At 71.5% G+C, this 25,696-nt stretch carries 20 protein-coding genes and 2 pseudogenes; 16 read left to right on the forward strand and 6 right to left on the reverse strand.

Annotated elements, in window-relative coordinates:
- The first annotated feature begins 65 nt into the window (after positions 1–65).
- The 5 genes and pseudogenes from AB0F38_RS15900 (at position 66) to AB0F38_RS15920 (ending at position 4,646) form a co-directional block, all read left to right on the forward strand.
- Positions 66–446 (forward strand): hypothetical protein, encoded by a 381-nt coding sequence (locus AB0F38_RS15900; protein ID WP_361892589.1) that lies wholly within the window; start codon positions 66–68, stop codon positions 444–446.
- Between the two features lie 33 nt (positions 447–479).
- On the forward strand, positions 480–1,346 hold the full coding sequence (locus tag AB0F38_RS15905) for a TatD family hydrolase (protein ID WP_361892592.1): 867 nt from the start codon (positions 480–482) through the stop codon (positions 1,344–1,346).
- A 122-nt stretch (positions 1,347–1,468) separates the two neighbouring features.
- The gene (rsmA, locus tag AB0F38_RS15910) at positions 1,469–2,374 is read left to right on the forward strand and encodes a 16S rRNA (adenine(1518)-N(6)/adenine(1519)-N(6))-dimethyltransferase RsmA (protein WP_361892594.1); all 906 of its coding nucleotides are present in this window, start codon (positions 1,469–1,471) and stop codon (positions 2,372–2,374) included.
- Positions 2,371–3,264: a 4-(cytidine 5'-diphospho)-2-C-methyl-D-erythritol kinase gene (locus tag AB0F38_RS15915; protein ID WP_361892597.1), complete on the forward strand. Its 894-nt coding sequence runs from the start codon at positions 2,371–2,373 to the stop codon at positions 3,262–3,264. The genes rsmA and AB0F38_RS15915 overlap by 4 nt, the downstream gene beginning before the upstream one ends.
- 72 nt (positions 3,265–3,336) lie before the next feature.
- Positions 3,337–4,646 (forward strand): annotated as a pseudogene (locus AB0F38_RS15920) (acyltransferase).
- A 33-nt stretch (positions 4,647–4,679) separates the two neighbouring features.
- On the opposite strand, the gene AB0F38_RS15925 reads toward AB0F38_RS15920, so the two are convergent.
- Both AB0F38_RS15925 and AB0F38_RS15930 read right to left on the reverse strand, forming a co-directional pair.
- Complete coding sequence (locus AB0F38_RS15925; protein ID WP_361892600.1) at positions 4,680–4,940, reverse strand: Txe/YoeB family addiction module toxin; 261 nt, start codon at positions 4,938–4,940, stop codon at positions 4,680–4,682.
- Positions 4,941–4,986: 46 nt separating this feature from the next.
- Entirely contained in the window at positions 4,987–5,643 is a 657-nt protein-coding gene (locus AB0F38_RS15930) for a lipoprotein (RefSeq protein ID WP_361892603.1), read from the reverse strand.
- Between the two features lie 147 nt (positions 5,644–5,790).
- On the opposite strand from AB0F38_RS15930, the gene AB0F38_RS15935 reads away from it, so the two are divergent.
- The 8 genes from AB0F38_RS15935 to galK all read left to right on the forward strand — a co-directional run bounded on the left by AB0F38_RS15935 (position 5,791) and on the right by galK (position 18,235).
- A complete protein-coding gene (locus tag AB0F38_RS15935; protein WP_361892606.1) occupies positions 5,791–7,608 on the forward strand; it encodes an ABC-F family ATP-binding cassette domain-containing protein in 1,818 nt (605 codons plus the stop codon).
- Between the two features lie 129 nt (positions 7,609–7,737).
- Complete coding sequence (locus AB0F38_RS15940) at positions 7,738–9,477, forward strand: PQQ-binding-like beta-propeller repeat protein (protein ID WP_361892609.1); 1,740 nt, start codon at positions 7,738–7,740, stop codon at positions 9,475–9,477.
- Between the two features lie 363 nt (positions 9,478–9,840).
- Positions 9,841–11,715 (forward strand): PQQ-binding-like beta-propeller repeat protein, encoded by a 1,875-nt coding sequence (locus AB0F38_RS15945; RefSeq protein WP_361892612.1) that lies wholly within the window; start codon positions 9,841–9,843, stop codon positions 11,713–11,715.
- A gap of 58 nt (positions 11,716–11,773) precedes the next feature.
- Positions 11,774–13,633 carry a PQQ-binding-like beta-propeller repeat protein gene (locus tag AB0F38_RS15950; protein WP_361892615.1) on the forward strand — a complete coding sequence of 620 codons (1,860 nt, stop codon included), beginning with the start codon at positions 11,774–11,776 and terminating at the stop codon, positions 13,631–13,633.
- Positions 13,634–13,858: 225 nt separating this feature from the next.
- Positions 13,859–14,551: a LuxR C-terminal-related transcriptional regulator gene (locus AB0F38_RS15955; protein ID WP_361892617.1), complete on the forward strand. Its 693-nt coding sequence runs from the start codon at positions 13,859–13,861 to the stop codon at positions 14,549–14,551.
- Between the two features lie 485 nt (positions 14,552–15,036).
- Entirely contained in the window at positions 15,037–16,089 is a 1,053-nt protein-coding gene (gene galT / locus AB0F38_RS15960) for a galactose-1-phosphate uridylyltransferase (RefSeq protein ID WP_361892620.1), read from the forward strand.
- Positions 16,086–17,066, forward strand: coding sequence for a UDP-glucose 4-epimerase GalE (galE, locus tag AB0F38_RS15965; protein ID WP_361892624.1), 981 nt, complete (start codon positions 16,086–16,088; stop codon positions 17,064–17,066). Before galT ends, galE begins: the two co-directional genes overlap by 4 nt.
- Positions 17,063–18,235 carry a galactokinase gene (gene galK / locus AB0F38_RS15970; RefSeq protein WP_361892627.1) on the forward strand — a complete coding sequence of 391 codons (1,173 nt, stop codon included), beginning with the start codon at positions 17,063–17,065 and terminating at the stop codon, positions 18,233–18,235. Before galE ends, galK begins: the two co-directional genes overlap by 4 nt.
- Here galK and AB0F38_RS15975 read toward each other — a convergent pair.
- Complete coding sequence (locus tag AB0F38_RS15975; RefSeq protein WP_361892630.1) at positions 18,156–18,662, reverse strand: N-acetyltransferase; 507 nt, start codon at positions 18,660–18,662, stop codon at positions 18,156–18,158. The two genes, galK and AB0F38_RS15975, sit on opposite strands and share 80 nt — an antisense overlap.
- A 432-nt stretch (positions 18,663–19,094) precedes the next feature.
- On the opposite strand from AB0F38_RS15975, the gene AB0F38_RS15980 reads away from it, so the two are divergent.
- Positions 19,095–19,874 carry a response regulator transcription factor gene (locus AB0F38_RS15980; protein WP_361892633.1) on the forward strand — a complete coding sequence of 260 codons (780 nt, stop codon included), beginning with the start codon at positions 19,095–19,097 and terminating at the stop codon, positions 19,872–19,874.
- Here AB0F38_RS15980 and AB0F38_RS15985 read toward each other — a convergent pair.
- A complete protein-coding gene (locus AB0F38_RS15985; protein WP_361892636.1) occupies positions 19,833–20,330 on the reverse strand; it encodes a MarR family transcriptional regulator in 498 nt (165 codons plus the stop codon). The two genes, AB0F38_RS15980 and AB0F38_RS15985, sit on opposite strands and share 42 nt — an antisense overlap.
- An 88-nt stretch (positions 20,331–20,418) precedes the next feature.
- Between AB0F38_RS15985 and AB0F38_RS15990 the strand changes: the two are divergent.
- Positions 20,419–20,856 (forward strand): annotated as a pseudogene (locus AB0F38_RS15990) (methyltransferase domain-containing protein); the annotation flags it as partial.
- Positions 20,857–20,953: 97 nt separating this feature from the next.
- On the opposite strand, the gene AB0F38_RS15995 reads toward AB0F38_RS15990, so the two are convergent.
- Both AB0F38_RS15995 and AB0F38_RS16000 read right to left on the reverse strand, forming a co-directional pair.
- A complete protein-coding gene (locus AB0F38_RS15995) occupies positions 20,954–21,640 on the reverse strand; it encodes a TetR/AcrR family transcriptional regulator (protein WP_361892638.1) in 687 nt (228 codons plus the stop codon).
- Complete coding sequence (locus AB0F38_RS16000; protein ID WP_361892641.1) at positions 21,637–22,623, reverse strand: fatty acid desaturase; 987 nt, start codon at positions 22,621–22,623, stop codon at positions 21,637–21,639. The genes AB0F38_RS15995 and AB0F38_RS16000 overlap by 4 nt, the downstream gene beginning before the upstream one ends.
- A 317-nt stretch (positions 22,624–22,940) precedes the next feature.
- Here AB0F38_RS16000 and ppc point away from each other — a divergent pair, with 317 nt between their 5' ends.
- Positions 22,941–25,670: a phosphoenolpyruvate carboxylase gene (ppc, locus tag AB0F38_RS16005; protein ID WP_361892644.1), complete on the forward strand. Its 2,730-nt coding sequence runs from the start codon at positions 22,941–22,943 to the stop codon at positions 25,668–25,670.
- Positions 25,671–25,696: the final 26 nt, after the last annotated feature.

The following is a 25,696-nucleotide window of genomic DNA, read 5'->3' on the forward strand; positions in this document are numbered from 1 at the left end:
AAGGTGGAACGCACCACCCGGAGTGCTCGTCCGGAGTGCTTGTCCGGCGGACAAGAGGAGCAGGCATGAGTGAGATCGCAGCAAGCACCGTGCACGAGGCGTACGCGTTCGCCTGTATGCGGTGCGGATACGGCTGGGAACAGGCCTACGAGATAGAACACCACGTGGACGGCTCCGGCCACGCGTTCGTGGTGTACAAGGCGGACGGGGAGCGCGTGCCCTCGCCCCTGTCCACACCCACCTGCACGAACTGCGGCGGGAACGTGGTCCGGATCATGCGGTCCGGCCGGGTCTCCACCGTCCAGCACCTGCTGGAGCAGCAGAACGCGGGCCGTCCCGAGGGAGCGGCTCAGGACGCGGCCGTACCCGCCGCCGTCCCGGCCCCGGGTTCCGAACCCCACCACTGGCAGCTGTCCGACCTGCTGCATCCCTTCCACCGGCGGTGAGACCGGGCCCGTCGCCCTCGTAGAGTCGGGGGCATGAGCCGTACCGACGCGCCGCCGCTGCCCGAACCACTCAGGGTCCCGGTCGCCGATTCGCACACCCATCTGGACATGCAGGACGGAACCGTCGAAGAGGGCCTGGCCCGGGCAGCGGCGGTCAACGTGACCGCCGTCGTCCAGGTGGGCTGTGACGTGGAGGGCTCGCGCTGGGCCGCCGCGACCGCGGCGGCGCACCCCTCCGTCCACGCCTCCGTCGCCCTCCACCCCAACGAGGCGCCGCGCATCGTGCACGGGGACCCGGAGGGCTCGGCGCGGCAGGGGGTCCGCGAGCCGGGCGGGAAGGCGGCGCTGGACGAGGCGCTCGCCGAGATCGACGCGCTGGCCGCCCTCGGCCACGTACGCGGCGTCGGCGAGACCGGGCTCGACCGGTTCCGTACGGGCCCCGAGGGCATGGCGGCCCAGGAGGAGTCCTTCCGGGCGCACATCGAGATCGCCAAGCGGCACGGCAAGGCGCTGGTCATCCACGACCGTGACGCGCACGCGGACGTGCTGCGCATCCTGGCCGACGCGGGTGCGCCGGAGCGGACGGTCTTCCACTGCTACTCCGGTGACGCCGACATGGCCCGGATCTGCGCGGCGGCCGGGTACTTCATGTCGTTCGCCGGCAACGTCACCTTCAAGAACGCCCAGCCGCTGCGCGACGCGCTGGCCGTGGCGCCGACGGAGCTGGTGCTCGTCGAGACGGACGCCCCGTTCCTCACCCCCGCCCCCTACCGCGGACGGCCCAACGCGCCTTACCTCATCCCGGTGACGCTCCGTGCGATGGCCGAGGTGCGGGGGACGGACGAGGACACCCTGGCCTCCGCGATCTACGACAACACCGCGCGCGCATTCGATTTCTGACGCCCGCCGCGCCACGCTGGGTAGTTACGCCGTCCTGGAGGGTGACGCACGCTCCGCCCGGGGAGGCCCGGCCCGCGGCGGGCGGCGGACCCCGGGCCCCGCGGCGGCCGTAGGCTTGACGGGTGAGCACCACTGAGCCCGACGCCCTCCTGGGCCCCGCAGACATCCGCGAGCTGGCCGCAGCGCTGGGCGTACGCCCCACGAAGCAGCGCGGTCAGAACTTCGTCATCGACGCCAACACGGTCCGCAGGATCGTACGGACCGCCGAGGTGCGGCCCGACGACGTGGTGGTCGAGGTCGGCCCCGGCCTCGGCTCGCTGACCCTGGCCCTGCTGGAGGCGGCCGACCGGGTCGTCGCCGTCGAGATCGACGATGTGCTCGCGGGCGCCCTGCCGGCCACGGTCGCCGCCCGCCTGCCGGGGCGCGCCGACCGCTTCGCCCTGGTCCACTCGGACGCGATGCTGGTGACGGAGCTGCCCGGACCGGCGCCCACCGCGCTCGTCGCCAACCTCCCGTACAACGTCGCCGTGCCGGTCCTGCTCACGATGCTGGAGCGCTTCCCCTCCATCGAGCGCACCCTCGTGATGGTGCAGGCCGAGGTCGCCGACCGGCTGGCCGCCAAACCGGGCAACAAGGTCTACGGGGTGCCGTCGGTCAAGGCCAACTGGTACGCCGACGTCAAGCGCGCCGGGTCCATCGGCCGCACGGTGTTCTGGCCCGCGCCGAACGTCGACTCGGGGCTGGTGTCCCTGGTGCGGCGTACCGAGCCGATCCGGACCACCGCGAGCCGGACCGAGGTCTTCGCCGTCGTGGACGCCGCCTTCGCCCAGCGCCGCAAGACGCTGCGCGCGGCCCTGGCCGGCTGGGCGGGCTCCGCGCCCGCGGCCGAGGCGGCCCTGGTCGCGGCGGGCGTCTCGCCGCAGGCCAGGGGCGAGGCGCTGACGGTCGAGGAGTTCGCCGCCATCGCCGAGAACAAGCCTGCCGAGAACAAGCCGTCCGGCAACCAGCCGTCAGGGAGCAGCGAGTGAGCGTCACCGTCCGCGTGCCCGCCAAGGTCAACGCACAGCTCGCGGTAGGCGCCCCGCGCCCCGACGGCTTCCACGACCTGGCCAACGTCTTCCTCGCCGTCGGCCTGTACGACGAGGTCACCGTCACCCCCGCCGACGAACTGCGCGTCACCTGCTCGGGCCCGGACGCCGCCCAGGTCCCGCTGGACGCCACCAACCTCGCGGCCCGCGCCGCGATCGCGCTGGCCGAGCGGCACGGCATCGCACCCGACGTGCACATCCACATCGCCAAGGACATCCCCGTCGCGGGCGGCATGGCGGGCGGCAGCGCCGACGGCGCCGCCGCACTGCTGGCCTGCGACGCCCTGTGGTCCACCGGCGCCACCCGCGACGAACTGCTCGCGATCTGCGCCGAGCTGGGCAGCGACGTGCCGTTCAGCCTGGTCGGCGGGGCCGCCCTCGGAGTCGGACGCGGCGAGCGGCTGACCGCGGTCGACGTCGGCGGCACCTTCCACTGGGTCTTCGCGGTCGCCGACGGCGGACTCTCCACCCCGGCGGTCTACGGCGAGTTCGACCGGCTCACCGCCGGTACCGACGTGCCCGAACCCGCCGCGTCCGGTGCACTCCTGGCCGCGCTGCGCTCCGGGGACACCGCCGCGCTCGCGGGCGCCCTGGGCAACGACCTGCAGGCCGCGGCGCTCTCCCTGCGCCCCTCGCTGGCCGACACCCTCGCCGCGGGCACCGCGGCGGGTGCCCTGGCCGCGCTGGTCTCGGGTTCCGGGCCGACCACCGCGTTCCTGGTGTCCGACCCGGAGTCGGCGCGGAAGGTGGCCGACGCGCTGCTGACGTCGGGCACCTGCCGCACCGCACGGGTCGCCGTGTCCCCGGCGCCGGGAGCCACGGTCCTCTGACCGCCGGTACTCAGACGGGAATTGAGTACGGTCGCGGTGCCGCCCCCGGGCGCGCGGCGCGACCGTATCCCTATGGGATCAAGTGTTCGTGAACTGGCCGGGGCGACGCCCGCCACGCGGGACCGCTACATCGACCTGCTGCGGGTCGCCTCGCTCGGGACGGTCGTCCTCGGCCACTGGCTGATGGCCGCCGTCACCACCGACGGGGTCGGCAACCTCCTCGCCGTCCTCCCCGGACTGCAACGCTGACCTGGGTGCTCCAGATCATGCCGGTGTTCTTCTTCGTCGGCGGCTTCTCCCATGCCCTGTCCTACCGTTCGCTGCTGCGCAAGCGGCCCGAAGACTCCACGGACCGGGTCTACTCGGCGTTCCTGCGGGCCCGGCTGCAGCGGCTGCTGCGTCCCACCATGGTCTTCGTCCTGGTGTGGGGCGCCGCGGCACTGGTCGTCCAACTGCTCGGCGGGGGCGGCGGACTGACCGGCGTCACGCTCCGGCTGGTGACCCAGCCGCTCTGGTTCATCGGGATCTACCTGGCGATGGTGGCGTTCACCCCGCCGCTGCTGAAGCTCCACGACCGCTATGGCTGGGGCGCGTTCGCCGCGCTCGCGGGGGCCGCCGCCACGGTGGACGTACTGAGGTTCGCCGCCGGTGTGCCGTACCTCGAATTCCTCAACTTCGCGTTCGTCTGGCTCGCCGTGCACCAGCTCGGATTCCTGCGCGCCGACGGCCGTATCCGCCGCCCCGCGCTCCTCGCCGGGTCCGGACTGGTCGCGGCCGCCGCGCTGGTGGCCCTCGGCCCGTATCCGCTGTCCATGGTCGGCATGCCCGGCGAGAAGATCAGCAACATGGCGCCGCCCACCCTCGCGCTGCTCTGCCACGGCCTCTGGCTGGTCGGCGCGGTGGAGCTGTTGCGCGCTCCCGGGTCCCGGCTGGTGGCCCGGCCCCGGGTCTGGCGCACGGTCGTGGCCGCCAACGGCGTCGCCATGACCGCGTTCCTCTGGCACCTCACCGCGATGCTCGGCGTGTACGGGGCGATGCTCGCCCTCGGCGTCCCGCTGCCCGAGCCGGCCACCGGCGCCTGGTGGGCGCAGGTGCCGGTGCGGATTGCGGTCGCCGCCGGGATCACCGCGGCCCTGGTCGCCGTCTTCCGCGCCTTCGAGCGGCCCGTCCCCGCCGTCCCCGGCCGGGGCGCGGGCTCGGGACCCGTCTCGGCCCTGGGCGTGACGCTCACCCTCCTGGGGGTGCTCGGCCTGTCCATGGTCGGGTACGGAGGACTGTTGGAGGGGCGCACCACGCTGCTGATCGCCGTACGGGTCAGCGCTCCGGCGGCCGTGGCGATGGCGCTCGGCGGCTGGCTGCTCGTCGAGCGGGCAGGGCGGTGAGTGGGGCGGGGCTGTGCGCTTGTGGGAAGCCGCTCAGCGACCGTAGTGGTAGTGGCGGGAGACGGTACGTACCTCGTCCTCGGTCACACGGTGGATGAGCCGGTGTTCCTCGCTGATCCGGCGTGACCAGTACCCGTGGAGATCACGCCGGAGCGGCTCCGGTTTCCCGATGCTCTCGTTTCCGTTACGGACGACGTCCTGGAGCAGGGCGTTGATCCGCTCGAGGACCTTCCTGTCCTGGGTCTGCCACCACAGGTGGTCCGTCCACGCGGATTCGTGCCAGACGAGCTTCACTCGATGAGTTCCTGGCAAAGGGCGCAGCCGCAGGCGGCCCGCTCATTCAGCCGAGCTCCAGTGTCCGCTTGGCCAGCTCGTACGTGGGCAGCATCTGCCGGTGCTCCTCGGAGTCCAGCCCGCCCAGGTGCACCACGACCGGGCCGTCCGGGGTGGCGACGGCGAAGGCCCGCTCCGTCTTCTGCTCGTCCAGCAGCTCGGCGTCCACGGTGTAGGTGACCTCGGCGGCCGCCACCGCCCCCGCCCGGGTCTCCTGGTAGACGGCCTCGGCCGCGTTCGGGTCGCCGGCCACGAAATCCTCCAGAGCCGCACGCGGGGCGGTGCCGGAACCCTTGCCCTGCCAGACCCGGAGGTAGCCGATGTTCCCCGCCGGCTTCGCGTCGATCTCGCAGACCATCGTGGCCGAGCCCTGCCCGGCCAGTGCGGCCAGGTCGGAACCGGGCTCGATCTCGACGGCCTGGGGCTTCCAGTCCGCCGCCAGGTCGAAGGTCACCGGCAGTTCGCAGGCCGAACCGGGGCCGCCGAGCGTGAGGCCCTTGGCCGCGGCCTTCACCGGGGCGCTCTCGGCCGTCTTCGAGGGGGCGCTGTCCCCGTTCTTGTCCGGGTCCGCGTCCGTACCGCTGCCGGACGGCGACGAACAGCCCGCCAGCAGCGTCGCCGCCAGGACCACCGGTATCAAGGCCCGCATCGTGTCGTGCGTCATGAAGTCCCCACCCCAGAGATGTTCCGTACCGCTCCGACCAGGGGTTACTCCCCATGATCGATCGCCGCACGCTATCGCACCTCCCGCGGCGACTACTCTGGGACGTCGAGCGGTCCCCGACGCAGGGATCCCCGAGGCAGGAGTGAAATGGCCGTCAATCTGGTCAATGTCGAGCAGGTCAGCAAGGTGTACGGCACCCGTGCCCTGCTCGACGGTGTATCCCTCGGGGTGTCCGAGGGCGACCGGATCGGCGTCGTCGGCCGCAACGGCGACGGCAAGACGACGCTCATCCGGATGCTCGCCAAGCTGGAGGAGGCGGACACCGGCCGGGTCACCCACAACGGCGGTCTGCGCCTGGGCGTCCTCACCCAGCACGACTCGCTCGACCCGAAGGCCACCATCCGGCACGAGGTCATCGGCGATCTCGCCGACCACGAGTGGGCGGGCAGCGCCAAGATCCGTGACGTGCTGACGGGGCTGTTCGGCGGGCTCGCCCTGCCGGGCTTCGAGCACGGCCTGGACACCGTCATCGCCCCGCTCTCGGGTGGCGAGCGGCGCCGGATCGCGCTGGCCAAGCTGCTCATCGGCGAGCCGGACCTGATCGTCCTCGACGAGCCGACCAACCACCTCGACGTCGAGGGCATCTCCTGGCTGGCGGGGCACCTGCGCGCCCGCCGCTCCGCTCTCGTCTGCGTCACCCACGACCGGTGGTTCCTCGACCAGGTCTGCACCCGCATGTGGGACGTCCAGCGCGGCTCGGTCCACGAGTACGAGGGCGGCTACAGCGACTACGTGTTCGCCCGGGCCGAGCGGGAGCGGATCGCCGCGACCGAGGAGTCGAAGCGGCAGAACCTGATGCGCAAGGAGCTGGCCTGGCTGCGGCGCGGTGCTCCCGCCCGTACGTCCAAGCCGCGCTACCGCATCGAGGCCGCCAACGAGCTGATCGCCGACGTGCCGCCGCCCCGCGACACGAGCGAGCTGATGAAGTTCGCCAACGCGCGGCTCGGCAAGACCGTCTTCGACCTGGAGGACGTGACCGTCCAGGCCGGACCCAAGACCCTGCTGACCCACCTCACCTGGCAGCTCGGCCCCGGTGACCGCATCGGCCTGGTCGGTGTGAACGGCGCGGGCAAGACCTCGCTGCTGCGGGCGCTCGCCGAGGCCTGCCGGACCCAGGGCGACGTACAGCCCGCGGCCGGGAAGATCGTCGTCGGCAAGACGGTCAAGCTGGCCTACCTCTCCCAGGAGGTCGCCGAGCTCAACCCGAACCTGCGGGTGCTCGAAGCCGTCCAGCAGGTACGCGACCGGGTCGACCTCGGCAAGGGCCGCGAGATGACCGCCGGTCAGCTCTGCGAGCAGTTCGGCTTCTCCAAGGAGAAGCAGTGGACCCCGGTCGGCGACCTGTCCGGCGGTGAGCGACGGCGGCTGCAGATCCTGCGGCTGCTGATGGACGAGCCCAACGTCCTCTTCCTCGACGAGCCCACGAACGACCTGGACATCGAGACCCTGACCCAGCTGGAGGACCTCCTCGACAGCTGGCCCGGGTCGATGATCGTGATCTCCCACGACCGGTTCTTCATCGAGCGGACCACGGACCGGGTGATGGCACTCCTCGGTGACAGGGCGCTGCGCATGCTGCCGCGCGGGATCGACGAGTACCTGGAGCGCAGGCAGCGGATGGAGCAGACGGCCACGCCCGCCTCCGCCGCGGCGGCTTCGGCCCCGAGGACGGCACCGGCGGAGAGCGTGTCGCCGCAGGCGGCGCGTGCCGCGAAGAAGGAACTGCAGAAGGTCGAGCGGCAGCTCGAGAAGATGTCCACCAGGGAGACGGCTCTGCACGCGCAGATCGCCGACAACGCCACCGACTTCGAGAAGGTGGCCGGGCTCGACGCGGAGCTGCGGCAACTGGTCGCGGAGCGGGACGTGTTGGAGATGCGCTGGCTCGAACTGGCCGAGGAGGCCTGACCGCTGGGGCGTGACGGGCGATGCGGTGCCGGTGGGGCCGCAGGGTCGGGCGGGGCGGGTGGTAGAAAGTAGGCTGCCCGGATCGCGGTGACCTTGCGGTGGCCGTGCCGCTCGAAGGGGGACCCGCAGATGACCCAGCCGCCCGGCCAGCAACCGCCGCAGGGAGGCTTCGGGGCACCGTACGACCCGCCGCAGGGCCCACTGCCCGCAGGCCCGTCCTACGGCTACCCGCCCGCGTCCCCGTCGTACGGCTACCCGCCGGCACAGGGCGCGCCTCAGGGGCCGTACGCCCAGCAGCCGGGTCCCTACGGGCAGCAGCAGCCCGGACCGTACGCCCCGCAGCCCGGGCCGCCTGGCCATCCGCGGCAGGTGCCGTACGGGGCCGGCTCCCCACCGCCGGGGTCCGGCGGGTCCGGGAGTGGGCGCCGGCCGTTCAGGGGCAGGCCCGGGCTGGTCATCGGGACCGTCCTCGCCGTGCTCCTCGTCGCCGGGGGCGGCATCTGGCTCGCCACGAGCGGCGACGGGGACGACCGGAAGCCCGTCGCCGGGAAGGGCAGCGGGGACCCGAGCGGCTCGCCCACGTCCGGCAAGGACGACGGCAAGGACGACAAGGCCGCCGGGCCGACGGCCGCCGAGCTCAACACTGCCCGCAAGCCCGGTGAGGCGAAGGTGCTCTGGCTGCGGGAGAACGGCGTCGATCTGCCGCAGTACGGGGAGGAGACGCACGGCCCCTGGTTCACCGGGGACACCGTCGTCAAGGCCATGTACCGCACGGTCTCCGGCTACTCGGCGGCCGACGGCGGCGAGAAGTGGACCCTGGCGCTGCCCACCGACCTCTGCGCGGCGCCCACGCTGCCCACCGACGACGGCAAGATCGTCGTCGGGATCGAGGACAACGTCTCGGAGAAGGAGGCGAGCTGCTCGGTCCTGCAGATGATCGATCTGCGCACCGGCAAGGCGGGCTGGAAGGCGACGGTCGACCGCAGCGAGATGCAGGACGGGCTGTCGCACGTGGCCATGTCGGTGAACGGGGACACGGTGACCTTCGGGCGCACCGGCAACACGGACGCGTTCCGCGTCAGTGACGGGAAGAAGCTGTTCGGCAAGCGGGAGGACGTCTGCCAGCCGTTCGCCTTCACCAGCGGACCCCGGATGATCGCCGCGGTCAGCTGCCAGCTCGAGCCCGGCGACCCCGTCGAGCAGCAGGTCCAGGAGACCGACCCGGTCACCGGCGCCGCCCGCTGGACCTACCGGGTGAAGGCCGGCTGGAAGGTCGCGCACGTGTATGCGGCGCGACCGCCCGTCATCTCGATCTGGAAGGACGAGGAGAAGGCCGTCGTCGTCCTGAACGAGGACGGCACCTTCCGCTCGCAACTGGCCGGCGGAGTCGAGGGCCACGCCGCGAGGTGCCGCGAGGAGTTCGTGGAGTACGGCGGCAATCTGGACGGCTGCGCGGGAATCGCGGCCGACGCGGACAAGCTGTACATGGCGACTTTGCCCAAGGTGACCAAGAAGTCCAGCGCCAACCAGGTCGCCGCCTTCGACCTGGCGACCGGACGAGTCGTGTGGAACGTGTCCGGGCCGGAGGATCAGCTCGTGCTGCCGCTGCGCATGGAGGGCGGCGACGTGCTGATCCGTGTGGAACCCTCGTACCGCAAGGGCGGCGGGATCGCCACGGTCGCCCCGTCGGGAGGTGCGCTCAAGACGCTGCTGACACATCCGGCCTCGGGCGCCGCGACCGAGGCGACGCTCTTCCAGGCGAAGGTCGCCTACGTCGACGGCCGTTCCTTCCTCCTGGCCAGTCGCATCAGTGCGGACGACGACGCGGAGGAGATGGCGGCGACGGCCCTGATGGTCTTCGGCCGGTGAGGGTCCGGGCTGATCCGCTGATAGCGGTACAAAATCGGCTATGACGGTGGGAAGCGCCTGCGGCGTTCCGTGAAAGGCGCCTACGGCGGGGCGAGTTGACGCAGCATCGGTGAGAGAGCTTTCCGCCGGGCCCGGTACGTGCGTAACGGCGGCATCACGGGCCGGTCCTCCCTTGGGTACAGGGGGTGGACCGACCCGGTGTCCGACGTGCGGCGGGTGGTACAAAGAAGCCCCGCTCGACTGTCGTAACACCGCGGAATCCATGTCCCATTCGCTCCTTTCCGGGGGAATCCCGTCCCACCGGAATCGCGGGGGAGGACGAACAGGACACCGGACCGCGACCGCACGAAGGGGGACGTGCTGATGACCCAGCCGCCCAGCCAGCAACCGCCGCAGGGAGGCTTCGGGGCTCCGCAGGAGCCGCCGCAGGGAACTCCTCAGCCGCCACCCCAGGCCCCGCCGTCGCAGGACCAGCCGCCCCAGCCGCAGACCCCGCCGCCGGCGGCCCCGCCCCAGATACCGCCGGGCGCACCGCAGACGCCCCCCGGTCCGCCGCCGGCACAGCCCGGCTACGGCTACCCGCAGACGCCGGGCCCGTACAGCCAGCAGCCCGGTCCCTACGGCGCCCAGCCCGGCCCCTACGCGCAGCCGGGCCCGTACAGCCAGCAGCCCGGCCCGTACGGCCAGCCCACGCAGCCCGGCGCCTACGGCCAGCCCACGCAGCCCGGCGCCTACGGATACCCGCAGCAGCAGTACCCCGGCGCGCCCGTCCCCGGCGGCTCCGGCGGGGGCCCCTTCAAGGGCAAGCCCGCGGTCGTCATCGGTGCGGCGCTCGCCGCGCTGCTCGTCATCGGCGGTGGCATCTTCTTCGCCACGAGCGGCGACGACGACGAGAAGAAGCCCGTCGCCAAGTCCAGCACCGGCCCCGCGGAGCCGAGCGCCTCGCCCACCGTCGACGAGGGCGACGGCAACGGCGACGGCCGCGAGGTGGACGAGGACCTCAACGCCGGGCGCAAGCCGGGCGAGGCCAAGGTCCTGTGGCTGTCGACGAACGACATCGACCTGCCGCGCAACGGCGCGGAGGTGTACGGCCCGTGGATCGTCGGCGACACGCTCGTCAAGGGCATGTACCGCTCGCTCGCGGGCTATTCGGTGGCCGACGGCAAGCAGAAGTGGACCCTCCCGCTGCCCGCAGACCTGTGCGCGGCGCCCAGCACCCCCACGGCCGACGGCAAGATCGTCATCGGCGTGATGAACGGCACCACGGACAAGGCCGACTGCGCCGACCTGCAGATGGTCGACCTCAACACGGGCAAGGCCGGCTGGAAGAAGTCGATCACGAAGAACGGCACCTGGGACCTGATGTCCGACATCGGCCTCGCTATCAGCGGTGACACCGTGACCGTCGGCCGTACCGGCAACTCCAACGGCTACCGGGTCAGCGACGGCAAGGAGCTGTTCGGCAAGCCGTCGGGCAACTGCCAGCCGTTCGCGTTCGCCGGCGGCCCCAAGCTGATCGCCGCGACCAGCTGCCGCACCGACGACGTGGACAATCCCCAGCAGCAGGTCCAGGAGATCGACCCGGCCACCGGGAAGCCCAGGTGGACGTACGAGCCCCAGCGCGGCTGGGAGGTCGACAAGGTCTACTCGGTGAGTCCCCTCGTCGTCTCGCTGACCAAGCGCGAGGAGAAGAAGTGGTCCATCCTCGCCCTCAGGGAGAACGGCACGCTCCGTTCCCAGCTGGTCGGTGACAAGGAGGACAAGTTCGCCGTGGACTGCGGCCACGACTTCTCGATCTTCGGCCAGCAGATCGAGGGCTGCACCGGAGTCGCCGCGGACGCCAACACCTTCTACATGGCGACCGAGGACGACACCAGCGGCACCGGCCGTACCAACAAGGTCGTCGCGTTCAACCTGAACACCGGCAAGCCGAAGTGGAAGGCCGCGGCCCCCGCCGAGCGCGTCATGAAGCCGCTGCGCATGGAGGGCGGCAACGTGCTGCTCTACCTGGAGGCCACGTACAACAAGGGCGGGGCGATCGCGACGCTCGCGCCGACCGGCGGCGCGCCCACCGTGCTGCTGCAGCACCCGGACTCGACGACCCGGATCGAGAGCTCCTTCTTCACGTCGGAGATCGCTTACGCGGGAGGCCGTTCCTTCATCGTGAGCGGGCGCGTCAGCGCCTCGAACGACGAGGAAGAGAAGTCCCAGAAGACCATGATGGCCTTCGGCAAGTGACGGACCACGACGGTACCCGCAGCCCCTTCTCCTCAGACCCCTCAGAGGTACGCACGCCATGACTCAGCCGCCCCAGCCGCCCAACGATCCGCCCCAGGGCGGATTCGGAGCCCCGCAGGACCCGCCCCCGGGCGGATTCGGCGCGCCCACCCCGCCGCCCGCCGACCCGTTCGGCAAGCAGCCCCCCGCCGCCGCACCGCCGACCCTGCCCGCGGGCGGCTACGGCAGCCCGCCGCCTCCGCCCGGCGGATTCGGCGCCCCGCAGACGCCCCCGCCCGGCCAGCCGCAGAACCCGGCGTACGGCTACCCGCAGGCACCGCCCCCCGGGCAGCCCCCGACGCAGCCCGGCTACGGCTTCCCGCAGGCACAGCAAGGCATGCCCCCGCAGCAGGGGTACGGCTACCCGACGGCTCCGATGCAGCCGCAGTACGGAGCACCGCAGCCGGGCAACGGCGGCAAGAAGTTCTCCACGCAGATGCAGATCATCGTCGCCGCGGTCGTCGCCGTGGTGCTGATCGTCGGCGGCGGAGTCATCTACGCCTCCAGCGGCGGTGACGACGAGGGCGGCAAGAAGACCGAGGCGTCCTCGGCCGGCACGACCGGCGGCGAGGGCAAGGGCGGTTCGGGCAGCGGACAGGGCGGCGGCAGCGAGAAGGCGCCCGCCGACACCACGTCCACGGTGGGCTTCCAGCTGCCCCATCCGAAGGTCACCGACACCACCGACGTCAGCGGCTCCTGGGTCACCGACAAGGCGTACGTGAAGACCGGTGTGTACGAGATCGTCGGCTACGACCTCGCCAAGGGCACCAAGCTCTGGTCGATCCCGCTGGAGGGCCAGCTCTGCGCCGCCTCCCGGCACATGAGCAAGGACTACAAGACCGCCGTCGTCTTCGAGGACGGCAAGCCGACCGCGGCGGACAAGTACCCCTCCTGCACCCAGGTCGGCGCGATCGACCTGGCCACCGGCAAGCTGATGTGGAGCAAGTCGGTCACCTCTCCCGCGAGCGGTGACGCGCCCGTCAGGTTCGGCGAGGTGACGCTCAGCGGCACCACCGTCGCCGCGGGCGGCACCGGCGGCGGCGCCGCCTTCAAGCTCACCGACGGCGCCGAGCTGTGGAAGCCGAAGACCGAGACGGACGGTTGCTACGACAAGGGATACGGCGGCGGCGAGGCCCTCGCGGTGGTCCGCAAGTGCGGCTCCTACGACGAGCCGCAGCTCACCATCCAGGCCCTGAACCCGGATACGGGCGCGCCCCTGTCCTCGTACGAGATGCCGGCCGGCGTCGAGTACGCGAGCATCATCTCCACGAAGCCGCTCGTCGTCGCGGCCGACGTCGGCGACACCGCCGGTGACGGCAGCGGCATCTCGGACTTCTTCTCCATCGACGCGGCGACCGGCAAGCTGACCGTCCGGATCTCCGCCGACGCCGACCAGTACGCGGCGCGCTGCGGCTCCACCGAGGTGGAGACCTGCGGCTCGGTGGCCGTCGGCAACAACCGGATCTACGTGCCGACCGAGGAGCACGAGGGCGGCGGGGAGTACGGCGACACCAACGAGATCGTCGCCTTCGACCTGACCACCGGGAAGCTCGTCGGCGGCAAGGCGGACGCGGGCGACCGCTACACGCTGACGCCGCTGCGCATGGACGGCCCCGACGTCATCGCGTACAAGAAGCCCCCGTACGACAAGGGCGGCCAGATCGTCTCCATCGACGGCTCCACCTTCAAGGAGACCGTGCTGATGCAGAACCCGGACGACGAGGCGGTCCGGGACGCGGAGACCAGCTTCTCCGTCGACTACGCCGAGTTCATCTTCGAGAAGGGCCGGCTGTTCATCTCCGAGACGATGATCAGCGAACCCCGCAAGAGCGCGTTCGACGACAAGGAGTACCTCGTCGTCTCCTTCACCACCGGCTGACCCCTCCGCGGGTGAGCAGCGACGGCCCTGCCGGTTGATCAACGACCGGCAGGGCCGATCGTTTTCCGTCCGCCAAGTAGGCCTGAAAGAATCAGAATTCGGCATTCCGGAGGGCTTCTGTCCGGTGGACGGCACGCTACGTCGAACAAGCGTGTAACTTGCCGGGGGCAGAGGGCCGGGGGGCCTGTTTCCGGAGTGGCGCGGCAGTACATGGGGGGTTGCTCGATGGGCGTGCGGCTCATGGTGGTCGATGACCACCGTCTGCTCGCCGAGGCGCTCGCCTCGGCACTGAAACTGCGCGGCCACCGGGTGCTCGCCGCGGCCGCGCCGACGTCCGGGGCCGCGGAGCTGGTGATCAGCAGGGCGCCCGAGGTCTGCCTGTTCGGTACGGCGGCGCCCGCCGAACCGGGGGTGTTCGACCCGATCGCGCGGATCGGGCGGGAGCGCCCGCAGGTGGCCGTCGTGGTGCTGGGTCCGGTGCCGAGCCCGCGCGGGATCGCGGCGGCCTTCGCCGCGGGGGCGGCCGGGTACGTCCGCCACGACGAGCGCATCGAAGGCGTCGAACGCGCGATGGCCAAGGCCCGTGCCGGGGAGGCCGCGGTCGCCCCGCAGCTGCTGCGGAGCGCGTTCACCGAGCTGCTGCATCCGGCGGTCCAGCCGGACGACGAGGGGCAGCGGCTGCTGCGGATGCTCACCCCGCGCGAGGTCGAGGTGCTCGTGCGGGTGGCCGAGGGCGAGGACACCCGGCTGATCGCGGCCGGGATGCGGATCGCGTCGAGTACCGCGCGTACGCATGTGCAGCGCGTCCTGATGAAGCTGGGTGTCGGCTCCCGGCTGGAGGCCGCGGCCCTCGCGGCCCGGACGGGGCTCCTGGACCGGGCGGCGGGAACGCGGCAGGGGCCGGACGGCCTCGCGTGAACGCCTGACTCCCCGGCCTCTGCGATGCGCCGAGGCCGGCATCCGCATGGGGCCGGGTCGTGGGTGTGCCGCAGGCGGCGGCCGGTGCGTTCGGCGGGCTTCGCGGTGCCGCTCGCGCCCGGCGGTGCGCCGCTCCGGGCACAGGAGCTTCGCGACGGCGGCAGGATTCGCCCGCCGCGCCCGTGACGGATCCGGTGATCGCTGGACGAACCTGGGTCCTGGGGCGGTCGCGTGATGCCGATGGTGCCCTGTGGGCGGACGGCGGAGCCGCCGGCCGTCGCGGTGGCCCCTGCCCGTGCCGTCAGGTGACTGAACCTGGAGAGCCGCCGGGTCCCGGAAGCCGGGGCCGAGTGCTGACCTTTGTTTGATCGTGATCGCCCTGGTTCCCCGAGCGGACGTCACATCGCCCTCTCGCATTGACGCGCGTGTTGGCTTGTGATTTGTTATGTTCGGTTATGTTTGACGGGGTGGTACGGAGGAGCCTGGTGAAGAAGACGGTCACGACCCTCGCCGACGGCCGGGAGCTGATCTATTACGACTCCGCGGACGACGTCGTCCGCGATGCCGTCGACCTGCGGCCGCTGGACGCCGTCCCCGCGTCCGAGGGGGACTCGGAGATCCGCCGCGATCCGCTGCTCGGCGACGCGGTGGCCATCGCCTCGCACCGGCAGGGGCGCACGTACCACCCGCCCGCCGACGAGTGCCCGCTCTGCCCGTCGCGGGAGGGCAGGCTGAGCGAGATCCCCGACAGCCACTACGACGTCGCCGTCTTCGAGAACCGCTTCCCCTCACTGGCCGGCGACTCCGGCCGCTGCGAGGTCGTCTGCTTCACCTCCGACCACGACGTGTCCTTCGCCGGTCTCACCGAGGAGCAGGCCGGCCTGGTCCTGGAGGCCTGGACCGACCGCACCGCCGAGCTCGCCGAACTTCCGCAGGTCACCCAGGTGTTCTGCTTCGAGAACCGGGGCGCCGAGATCGGTGTCACGCTCGGTCATCCGCACGGGCAGATCTACGGCTACCCCTTCGTGACCCCGCGCACCGAGCTGATGATGCGCTCGGCGCGGACCCACCGGGCGGAGACCGGCCGCAACCTCTTCGACGACGTGGTCGCCCGGGAGCTGGCCGACGGCGACCGTGTCGTCCTGGAGGGCGAGCACTGGGTGGCCTTCGTGCCGTACGCGGCGCACTGGCCCTACGAGGTCCACCTCCACCCGCGCCGCCGCGTCCCCGACCTGCGGGAGCTCGACGACGCCGCCCGCACGGAGTTCCCACAGGTATATCTGGAACTCTTGAGGCGATTCGACCGGATCTTCGGCCCCGGAGAGCCGCCGACCCCGTACATCTCGGCCTGGCACCAGGCCCCGTTCGGGGTCCCCGGGCGGGAGGAGTTCGGGCTGCACCTGGAGCTTTTCACCATCCGGCGCACCTCCGGCAAGCTGAAGTTCCTCGCGGGCTCCGAGTCCGGCATGAGCGTGTTCATCAACGACGTGCCGCCGGAGACCGCGGCCCAGCGACTGCGAGAGGTAGCGAGCCAGTGAGCAACCCCGGTAAGAAGTACCTGGTGACGGGCGGCGCGGGATACGTCGGCAGTGTCGTCGCCGCGCATCTGCTGGAGGCGGGTCACACCGTGACCGTCCTCGACGACCTGTCGACCGGCTTCCGCGAGGGGGTCCCCGACGGGGCCCAGTTCATCGAGGGCCGCATCCAGGACGCCGCCGAGTGGCTGGACGCCTCGTACGACGGGGTGCTGCACTTCGCCGCGTACTCCCAGGTCGGCGAGTCCGTCGTCAACCCCGAGAAGTACTGGGTGAACAACGTCGGCGGGACCGCCGCCCTGCTCGCCGCCATGCGTGGCGCCGGCGTGCGGACGCTGGTCTTCTCCTCCACGGCGGCCACCTACGGCGAGCCGGTCTCCAGCCCCATCACGGAGTCCGACCCGACCGCGCCCACCAGCCCGTACGGCGCGTCCAAGCTGGCCGTCGACCACATGATCACCGGTGAGGCGACCGCGCACGGCCTGGCCGCCGTCTCCCTGCGCTACTTCAACGTCGCGGGGGCCTACGGCAGCTGCGGCGAGCGCCACAGCCCCGAGTCACACCTGATCCCGCTGGTCCTCCAGGTCGCGCTCGGGCAGCGCGAGGCGATCTCCGTGTACGGGGACGACTATCCGACCCCGGACGGCACCTGCGTACGCGACTACATCCACGTCGCCGACCTCGCCGAGGCCCATCTGCTGGCCCTGGACGCGGCCACCGCGGGCGAACACCTCATCTGCAACCTCGGCAACGGCAACGGCTTCTCCGTGCGCGAGGTCATCGAGACCGTCCGGCAGGTCACCGGCCATCCGGTCCCCGAGATCGCCGCCCCGCGGCGGGGAGGCGACCCCGCCGTCCTCGTCGCCTCCGCCGCCACCGCCAGGGAACGGCTCGGCTGGCAGCCGTCCCGCGCCGACCTGGCCGGAATCGTCGCCGACGCCTGGACGTTCGCCCGCCGAGAGGAACCCACCACGCCATGACCGACCACGCCGAGCTGACCGCCTCCTTCACCGAGCTCTACGGAATCGCGCCCGAGGGGATCTGGGCGGCGCCCGGGCGGGTGAATCTGATCGGTGAGTACACCGACTTCAACGACGGCTTCGTCATGCCGCTCGCCCTTCCGCACGCCGCACGCGCGGCCGTCGCCCGCCGCACGGACGGCGTGCTGCGGCTGCACTCCACCGACGTACCCGGCGGCGTCGTGTCCCTGCGCGTCGACGAGCTGACCCCGCACTCGGGTCACGGCTGGGCGGCCTACCCGGCCGGTGTCGTCTGGGCCCTGCGGGAGGCGGGCCACCCCGTCACCGGCGCGGACATCCAGCTCACCTCCACCGTCCCGGTGGGCGCCGGGCTCTCCTCGTCCGCCGCCCTGGAGGTCGTCACCGCGCTCGCGCTGAACGACCTCTTCGAGCTGGGCCTGAGCGCCCCGGAGCTCGCGGTGCTCGGCCAGCGCGCCGAGAACGCGTTCGTCGGAGTGCCCTGCGGGGTCATGGACCAGATGGCCTCGGCCTGCTGCACCGAGGGACACGCCCTGTACCTCGACACCCGTGACCTCACCCAGCGCCAGGTACCCTTCGACCTGGCCGCGCACGGGCTGCGACTGCTGGTCGTCGACACCCGGGTCAAGCACGCCCTGGGTGACGGCGCCTACGCGGAACGCCGCGCGGGCTGCGAGGCGGGGGCCCGGGCCCTGGGCATCGGCACCCTGCGGGACCTCCCGTACGAGGGTCTGGACGCCGCGCTCGACGCCCTGGCCGCAGCGGGCGAGGACGAGTCCGTCGTGCGCTACGTCCGCCATGTGGTGAGCGACAACCACCGGGTGGAGCAGGTCATCGCGCTGCTCGACGCGGGCGAGGTGCGTGCGGCGGGCCCGGTGCTCAACGCGGGGCACGTCTCGCTCCGCGACGATCTGCGGGTCTCCTGCCCGGAGCTGGACCTGGTGGTCTCCTCGGCGAACGCGGCCGGGGCACTCGGGGCCAGGATGACCGGAGGCGGCTTCGGCGGTTCGGCGATCGTGCTGGTGGAGGAGGAGGCGGCCGACAGGGTCGCCAAGTCCGTCGCGGAGGCGTTCACTTCGGCCGGTTACGCCGCCCCAGGAGTCTTCCCCGCGGTGCCTTCGGCGGGAGCCCGGCGGGTGTCAGCCGCTTGACCAGGATGAATTCGGCGACGCCGGGCGGATAGTCCTCGATCTCGCCGGCCACCTCGTACCCCTGCTTCCGGTAGAAGCCGGGGGCCTGGAAGTCCCAGGTCTCCAGCCGGGAGCGGGTGCAGGCCCGGTCGTCGCGGGCGAGGCGTTCCGCCTCGGCGAGCAGCCGTGCGCCGAGGCCCAGGCCGCGGTGGCGGGCGTCCACCCAGAGCAGATCCACATGGAGCCAGTGGGCCCAGGTCCGTCCGGACAGCCCGCCGGCGAGGGCTCCCTGTCCGTCCAGGAGCCATACCTCCAGGGGGACTTCGTGCTCGGCGGAGGTGGACCGCAGGGCCCGCAGTCCGGCTGATGCGTTCCCGTTGTCCTCGTGCAGTCGGCGGCCCAGCAGAATGCGTCGTTCCTTGTCCACTTCTGTCTCAAGACGGAACATGAACCACACCCTAAGGGCTGTCCCGCAACTCCTGGCGGGCGCACGACGACAGCTACGGCACCTCGCCGCGTTGTCGGAACGCCTGAATACGTCCAGTATTCGGGCGTCCCTCCGCCTTGCGACGCACCGCATCTGACGCCGCGCGCTGATCCACCAGGAATTGCGGGACAGCCCTTAGGCGCCGTGGGCCATCAGTTCCGTGAATTGCCTTCCGCGGTTCACCGCCCGCCGTACGCTGATGCACAGCACCGGTGGGGGCCGGTGTTGATTCAGGGGACGAGACAGTCGGATACGACGCCCGGGACGGGTGACGGTCGGACACGGCGGCGGCCGTGGATCGGCGGTCATCACAGACGTCCCGGGCGTCGTATCCGCAGCGGTCCGTCCCCGTCGGGGCAGGCCGATCAGGGGCGCCCCGGGAATGCACGCAGCATGGGGGTGTCTGTGGCTCGTATCCGGGTTCTCGTGGTCGATGACCACCGCATCTTTGCCGAGTCCCTCGCGGCCGCCCTTGCGGCCGAGCCGGACGTCGACGTGTCGGCGGCGGGCAGCGGCCCCGCCGCCCTGCGGTGTCTGGAGCGGGCGGCAGCCGAGGGGCACCGTTACGACGTGATGCTGGTGGATGCCGAGCTGGGCATCCTGCCGACGGGCGGTGCCCGCACCGTGCCCGTCGCCGTACCGAACGGGAACGGCCCGGTGGACGGCATCTCGCTGGTGGCCGGGGTGCGTTCCAGGCAGCCGTCGATCCGTACGGTGGTGCTCGCCGAGAAGGACGACCCGCGCAGGGCCGCGCTGGCACTGCAGGCGGGGGCATCGGGCTGGGTGGCCAAGGACTGTTCGCTGCAACGGCTGTTGACGGTCGTGCGGGGCGTGCTGCGGGACGAGACGCACCTGCCGGCCGCGCTTCTGACCGGTGTCCTGCGGGAGTTGACGGCGGCGCGCAAGCACCGTACCGAGAGCGAGCAGCTCGTGGAGTCGCTCACCCCGCGCGAGCACGAGGTGCTGCGCTGCATGGTGGCGGGCCTGGGCCGCAAGGCGGTGGCGGAGCGGCTCTTCCTGTCCCCGCACACGGTGCGTACGCACATGCAGAACGTGCTGGGGAAGCTGGGCGTCCACTCGACGCTGGCCGCCGTGGCGCTGGCCCGCAGGGCCGGGGTGGGTCCGGCCGCGCTAACCGGGGATGTTGTCGAACGGGGCGGTCAACTGGCGTAGCAGTCCGGCCAGTTCGGACCGCTGCCGGGGGGAGAGCTCGCCCAGGATGGCCCGCTCCTGGTCGAGCAGTCCGGCCAGCGACTGGTCGGCCTTGTCACGGCCCTCCGCGGTCAGCCGTACGAGCACCCCGCGGCGGTCGTTCGGGTCGGGCAGCCGCTCGACGAGGTTCTTCTTGGTCAGCCGGTCGATGCGGTTGGTCATCGTGCCCGAGGTGACCAGGGTCTGGGTCAGGAGCTGGCCCGGGGAGAGCTGGTACGGGGCGCCCGCGCGGCGCAGTGACGTCAGGACGTCGAATTCCCAGGGCTCCAGGTGGTGCTCGGCGAAGGCGATCCTGCGGGCCCGGTCGAGGTGGCGCGCCAGCCGGGAGACGCGGCTCAGCACCTCGAGTGGTTCCACGTCGAGGTCGGGGCGCTCTCGGCGCCATGCAGCGACCAGTCGGTCGACCTCGTCCTCCATGCCGATCAGTGTAGAGGGTCCCTCGACGTGAAGTCTCTTGAATTCGAGTGTCTTGACATCAAGATATTTGGGGGATGATCCTGAACCCATGACCGCACCCCTCTGGGATCCGCAGCAGTACCTGCGCCACGCGGACCACCGCACCCGGCCCTTCCACGACCTCCTGGCCCGGATCGGCCCGCTTCCCCATGACAGCGCCCCCCGCATCGCCGACCTCGGCTGCGGCGCCGGCAACGTCACCGCCCTGCTGGCGGCACGCTGGCCGCAGGCCCGCGTCACCGGCTACGACAACTCCCCGGAGATGCTGGAGCGGGCCCGTGCCCACACCGGACCCCGGCTGGACTTCGCCGAAGCCGACGCCGCGACCTGGACGCCCGACGAGACGTACGACCTGATCGTCTCCAGCGCCCTGCTCCAGTGGGTCCCCGACCACGCCGGCCGCTTCCCCCGCTGGCTGGACGCCCTCACCCCCGGCGGCACCCTCGCCTTCCAGGTCCCCGGCAACTTCGACGCCCCCAGCCACACGACCGGGTGCCGGTCGCTGCCGGCCATCTCGACCAGCCAGAAGTTCGGGATGCCGACCACACTACGGCCGCGAATCCGCGGGCGTCACGCGCCGGGCGTCAGCTCCTGCGGTGGCCGATCAGCCGCGGCTTCGACTCCAGGTTCTCCAGCCCGTGCCAGGCCAGATTCACCAGGTGCGCCGCGACCTCCGCCTTCTTCGGCTTGCGGACGTCCAGCCACCACTGGCCGGTCAGCGCCACCATGCCGACCAGGGCCTGCGCGTACAACGGGGCCAGCTTCGGGTCGAAGCCCCGGGCCTTGAACTCCATGCCCAGGATGTCCTCGACCTGCGTCGCGATATCGCTGATCAGTGAGGCGAACGTGCCCGTGGACTGCGCGACCGGGGAGTCGCGGACCAGGATCCGGAAGCCGTCCGTGTACGTCTCGATGTAGTCGAGCAACGCGAACGCCGCCTGCTCGAGCAGCTCCCGAGGATGGCCCGCCGTGAGGGCGCCGGTCACCAGATCCAGCAACTGGCGCATCTCACGGTCGACCACGACGGCGTACAGACCCTCCTTGCCTCCGAAGTGCTCGTAGACCACCGGCTTGGAGACCCCGGCGCGTGCCGCGATCTCCTCCACCGATGTGCCCTCGAACCCCTTGTCGGCGAAAAGGGCGCGGCCGATGTCGAGCAGCTGTTCACGGCGCTCCTTGCCGGTCATCCGGACCCGCCGGGTCCGCCGGGTGGGGGCAGGCCTGGTCGTCTCGCCGCTGGTGCTTCCGTCGGTCGCCACGTCGTCAATCATGCCGGGTCGGCAGCCACGGACTTGCGCCGGGAGTCGATACGCGAGGCATCGGGCCAGCGGACGTCGTACGCCCAGCCCAGCTGCTCGAACCAGCGGATCAGCCGGGCACTCGAATCGATCTGGCCCTTCATCACCCCGTGCCGTGCGCTCGTCGGGTCCGCGTGGTGCAGGTTGTGCCAGGACTCGCCGCACGAGAGGACCGCCAGCCACCACACGTTCCCGGACCTGTCACGGGACTTGAAGGGCCGCTTGCCGACCGCGTGGCAGATCGAGTTGATCGACCAGGTCACGTGGTGCAGCAGCGCGACGCGGACCAGGGACCCCCAGAAGAACGCGGTGAACGCACCCCACCAAGACATCGTCACCAGGCCCCCGACCAGCGGCGGGATCGCCAGCGAGACGACCGTGAAGGTGAGGAAGTGACGTGAGATCGCGCGCAGCGCCGGGTCCCTGACCAGGTCGGGGGCGTACTTCTGCTGAGGCGTCTGCTCCTCGTTGAACATCCAGGCGATATGGGCCCACCACAGGCCCTTGAGCAGCGCGGGCAGGTTCTCTCCGTACCGCCACGGCGAGTGCGGGTCGCCCTCGGCGTCGGAGAACCGGTGGTGCTTGCGGTGGTCGGCCACCCAGCGCACCAGCGGACCCTCCACAGCCATCGAACCCGCGACGGCCAGGGCGATGCGGAGCGGACGCTTCGCCTTGAACGAACCATGCGTGAAGTAGCGGTGGAAGCCGATCGTCACGCCGTGGCATCCGAGGTAGTACATGCCGACCAGCAGACCCAGATCGAGCCAGCTGACACCGCGGCCCCAGGCCAGCGGCACCGCCACGACCAGGGCCGCGAACGGCACCACGATGAAGAGCAGCAGGGCGATCTGCTCGATCGAACGCTTCTTGTCGCCGCCGAGCGTGGCGGAGGGAGAGGTGGAGTCGCCTGCCACCGTGGGCAGGCCGTCGTCGATCACGTCGGGGCTGGTGGGCATTGGGGAGTCCCCCGTGGGGTGAGGAAATGTGACGGAATGAGCATGCTACGCATCCGTAACCTACGGCAACGTAAGTATGCCAGCGAAGTGGCCCGCAGCACGAGAGCGGCGCCGTCACCATCCTTGCGGCGCCAGGACCGTGCCGTCGGGACGGACCGCCCCCAAGGGCAACGAGCACGCCCGTCCTCGGGACACCTATCCTGGGTGGGTCGGACAGCGCGGTCCGCACTCTGCTTTCCCGGGGGTGACGTCAGCACCGCGACAGCCCCGGACCCCCTGTGACAGAAGTGCTCAACCACTGCAAGGAGCCGCACACTGTGAGCAGTGCCGACCAGACCCCTGCCGCCGGAGCCGAACTGCGGGCCGACATCCGCCGCCTCGGTGACCTGCTGGGCGAGACCCTCGTACGCCAGGAGGGCCAGGACCTCCTCGACCTCGTCGAGCGTGTCCGGGCCCTGACCCGTACCGACGGCGAGGCAGCAGCCGAGCTCCTCGGCGACACGGACCTGGAGACCGCCGCACAGCTCGTGCGCGCCTTCTCCACGTACTTCCACCTCGCCAACGTCACCGAGCAGGTCCACCGCGCCCACGAGATGCGCGACCGCCGGGCCGCCGAGGGCGGGCTCCTCGCCCGCACCGCCGACCGGCTCAAGGACGCCGACCCCGAGCACCTGCGCGAGACCGTCAAGAACCTCAACGTACGACCGGTCTTCACCGCGCACCCGACGGAGGCCGCGCGCCGCTCCGTACTGAACAAGCTCCGCCGCATCGCCGAGCTCCTCGACACCCCCGTCATCGAGGCCGACCGCCGCCGCCACGACCTGCGGCTCGCCGAGAACATCGACCTCATCTGGCAGACGGACGAGCTCCGCGTCGTACGCCCCGAACCGGCCGACGAGGCCCGCAACGCCATCTACTACCTCGACGAACTCCACGCCGAAGCCGTGGGCGACGTGCTGGAGGACCTCGCCGCCGAGCTGGAACGCGTCGGGGTCGAACTGCCCGCGGGCACCCGCCCGCTGACCTTCGGCACGTGGATCGGCGGAGACCGCGACGGCAACCCCAACGTGACGCCCGCCGTCACCTGGGAGGTGCTGATCCTCCAGCACGAGCACGGCATCACGGACGCCCTCGAACTCATCGACTACCTCCGCGGGCTCCTCTCCAACTCCATCCGCTACACCGGAGCCACCGACGAGCTCCTCACCTCGCTGCAGACCGACCTGGAGCTGCTGCCCGAGATCAGCCCCCGCTACAAGCGGCTGAACGCCGAGGAGCCCTACCGGCTCAAGGCCACCTGCATCCGACAGAAGCTCGTCAACACCCGCGAGCGGCTGGCCTCCGGTACCCCGCACCGCCCCGGCTGCGACTACCTCGGCACCGCCGAGCTCATCGCCGACCTGGTCCTCATCCAGACCTCGCTGCGCGAGCACCGGGGCGGACTGTTCGCCGACGGCCGCATGGACCGCACCATCCGCACGCTCTCCGCGTTCGGCCTGCAGCTCGCCACCATGGACGTACGCGAGCACGCCGACGCCCACCACCACGCGCTCGGCCAGCTCTTCGACCGCCTCGGCGAGGAGTCCTGGCGCTATGCCGACATGCCGCGCGACTACCGGCAGAAGCTCCTCGCCAAGGAGCTGCGCTCCCGTCGCCCGCTCGCCCCGACCCCGGCCCCGCTCGACGCCGCCGGCGAGAAGACCCTCGGCGTCTTCCACACCATCAGCCACGCCTTCGAGCGCTTCGGCCCCGAAGTCATCGAGTCCTACATCATCTCGATGTGCCAGGGCGCCGACGACGTCTTCGCCGCCGCCGTCCTCGCCCGCGAGGCCGGACTCGTCGACCTGCACGGCGGCTGGGCCAAGATCGGCATCGTGCCGCTCCTGGAGACCACCGACGAGCTCCGCGCCGCCGACGTCATCCTCGACGAGATGCTCGCCGACCCCTCCTACCGCCGCCTCGTCTCGCTCCGCGGCGACGTCCAGGAGGTCATGCTCGGCTACTCCGACTCCTCGAAGTTCGGCGGCATCACCACCTCCCAGTGGGAGATCCACCGCGCCCAGCGCCGGCTCCGCGACGTCGCCCACCGCTACGGCGTACGGCTGCGCCTCTTCCACGGCCGCGGCGGCACCGTCGGCCGTGGCGGCGGCCCCTCGCACGACGCGATCCTCGCGCAGCCCTGGGGCACGCTGGAGGGCGAGATCAAGGTGACCGAGCAGGGCGAGGTCATCTCCGACAAGTACCTCATCCCGGCGCTCGCCCGGGAGAACCTGGAGCTGACCGTCGCGGCCACCCTCCAGGCCTCCGCGCTGCACACCGCGCCCCGTCAGTCCGACGAGGCGCTGGCCCGCTGGGACGCGGCGATGGACACCGTGTCCGACGCCGCCCACGACGCCTACCGCAGGCTCGTCGAAGACCCCGATCTGCCCGCGTACTTCCTCGCCTCCACCCCGGTCGACCAGCTCGCCGACCTGCACCTGGGCTCGCGGCCCTCCCGCCGCCCCGGCTCGGGCGTCTCGCTCGACGGCCTGCGCGCCATCCCCTGGGTCTTCGGCTGGACCCAGTCACGGCAGATCGTCCCCGGCTGGTACGGCGTCGGCTCCGGCCTCAAGGCACTGCGCGAGGCCGGTCTGGGCACCGTCCTGGAAGAGATGCACGAACACTGGCACTTCTTCCAGAACTTCCTCTCCAACGTCGAGATGACCCTCGCCAAGACCGACCTGCGCATCGCCCGGCACTACGTCGACACCCTCGTCCCCGACGAGCTCAAGCACGTCTTCGACGACATCGAGGCCGAGCACGCGCTGACCGTCCAGGAAGTCCTCAAGGTCACCGGCAACACCGAACTGCTCGGCACCAGCCCGGTGCTCCAGCAGACCTTCGCCATCCGCGACGCCTACCTGGACCCGATCTCCTACCTCCAGGTGTCGCTGCTGGCCCGCCAGCGCCAGGCGGCCGAGCGGGGCGAGGAGGCCGACCCGCTGCTCGCCCGGGCCCTGCTGCTCACCGTGAACGGTGTCGCCGCGGGCCTGCGCAACACCGGCTGACCCGTACCGGAGCGAGCGGGTGCGGT

Origin of the sequence: Streptomyces sp. NPDC025273, from assembly GCF_040638585.1 — a bacterium.
In the GTDB taxonomy this organism is placed as follows: Bacteria; Actinomycetota; Actinomycetes; order Streptomycetales; family Streptomycetaceae; genus Streptomyces; species Streptomyces cinereorectus.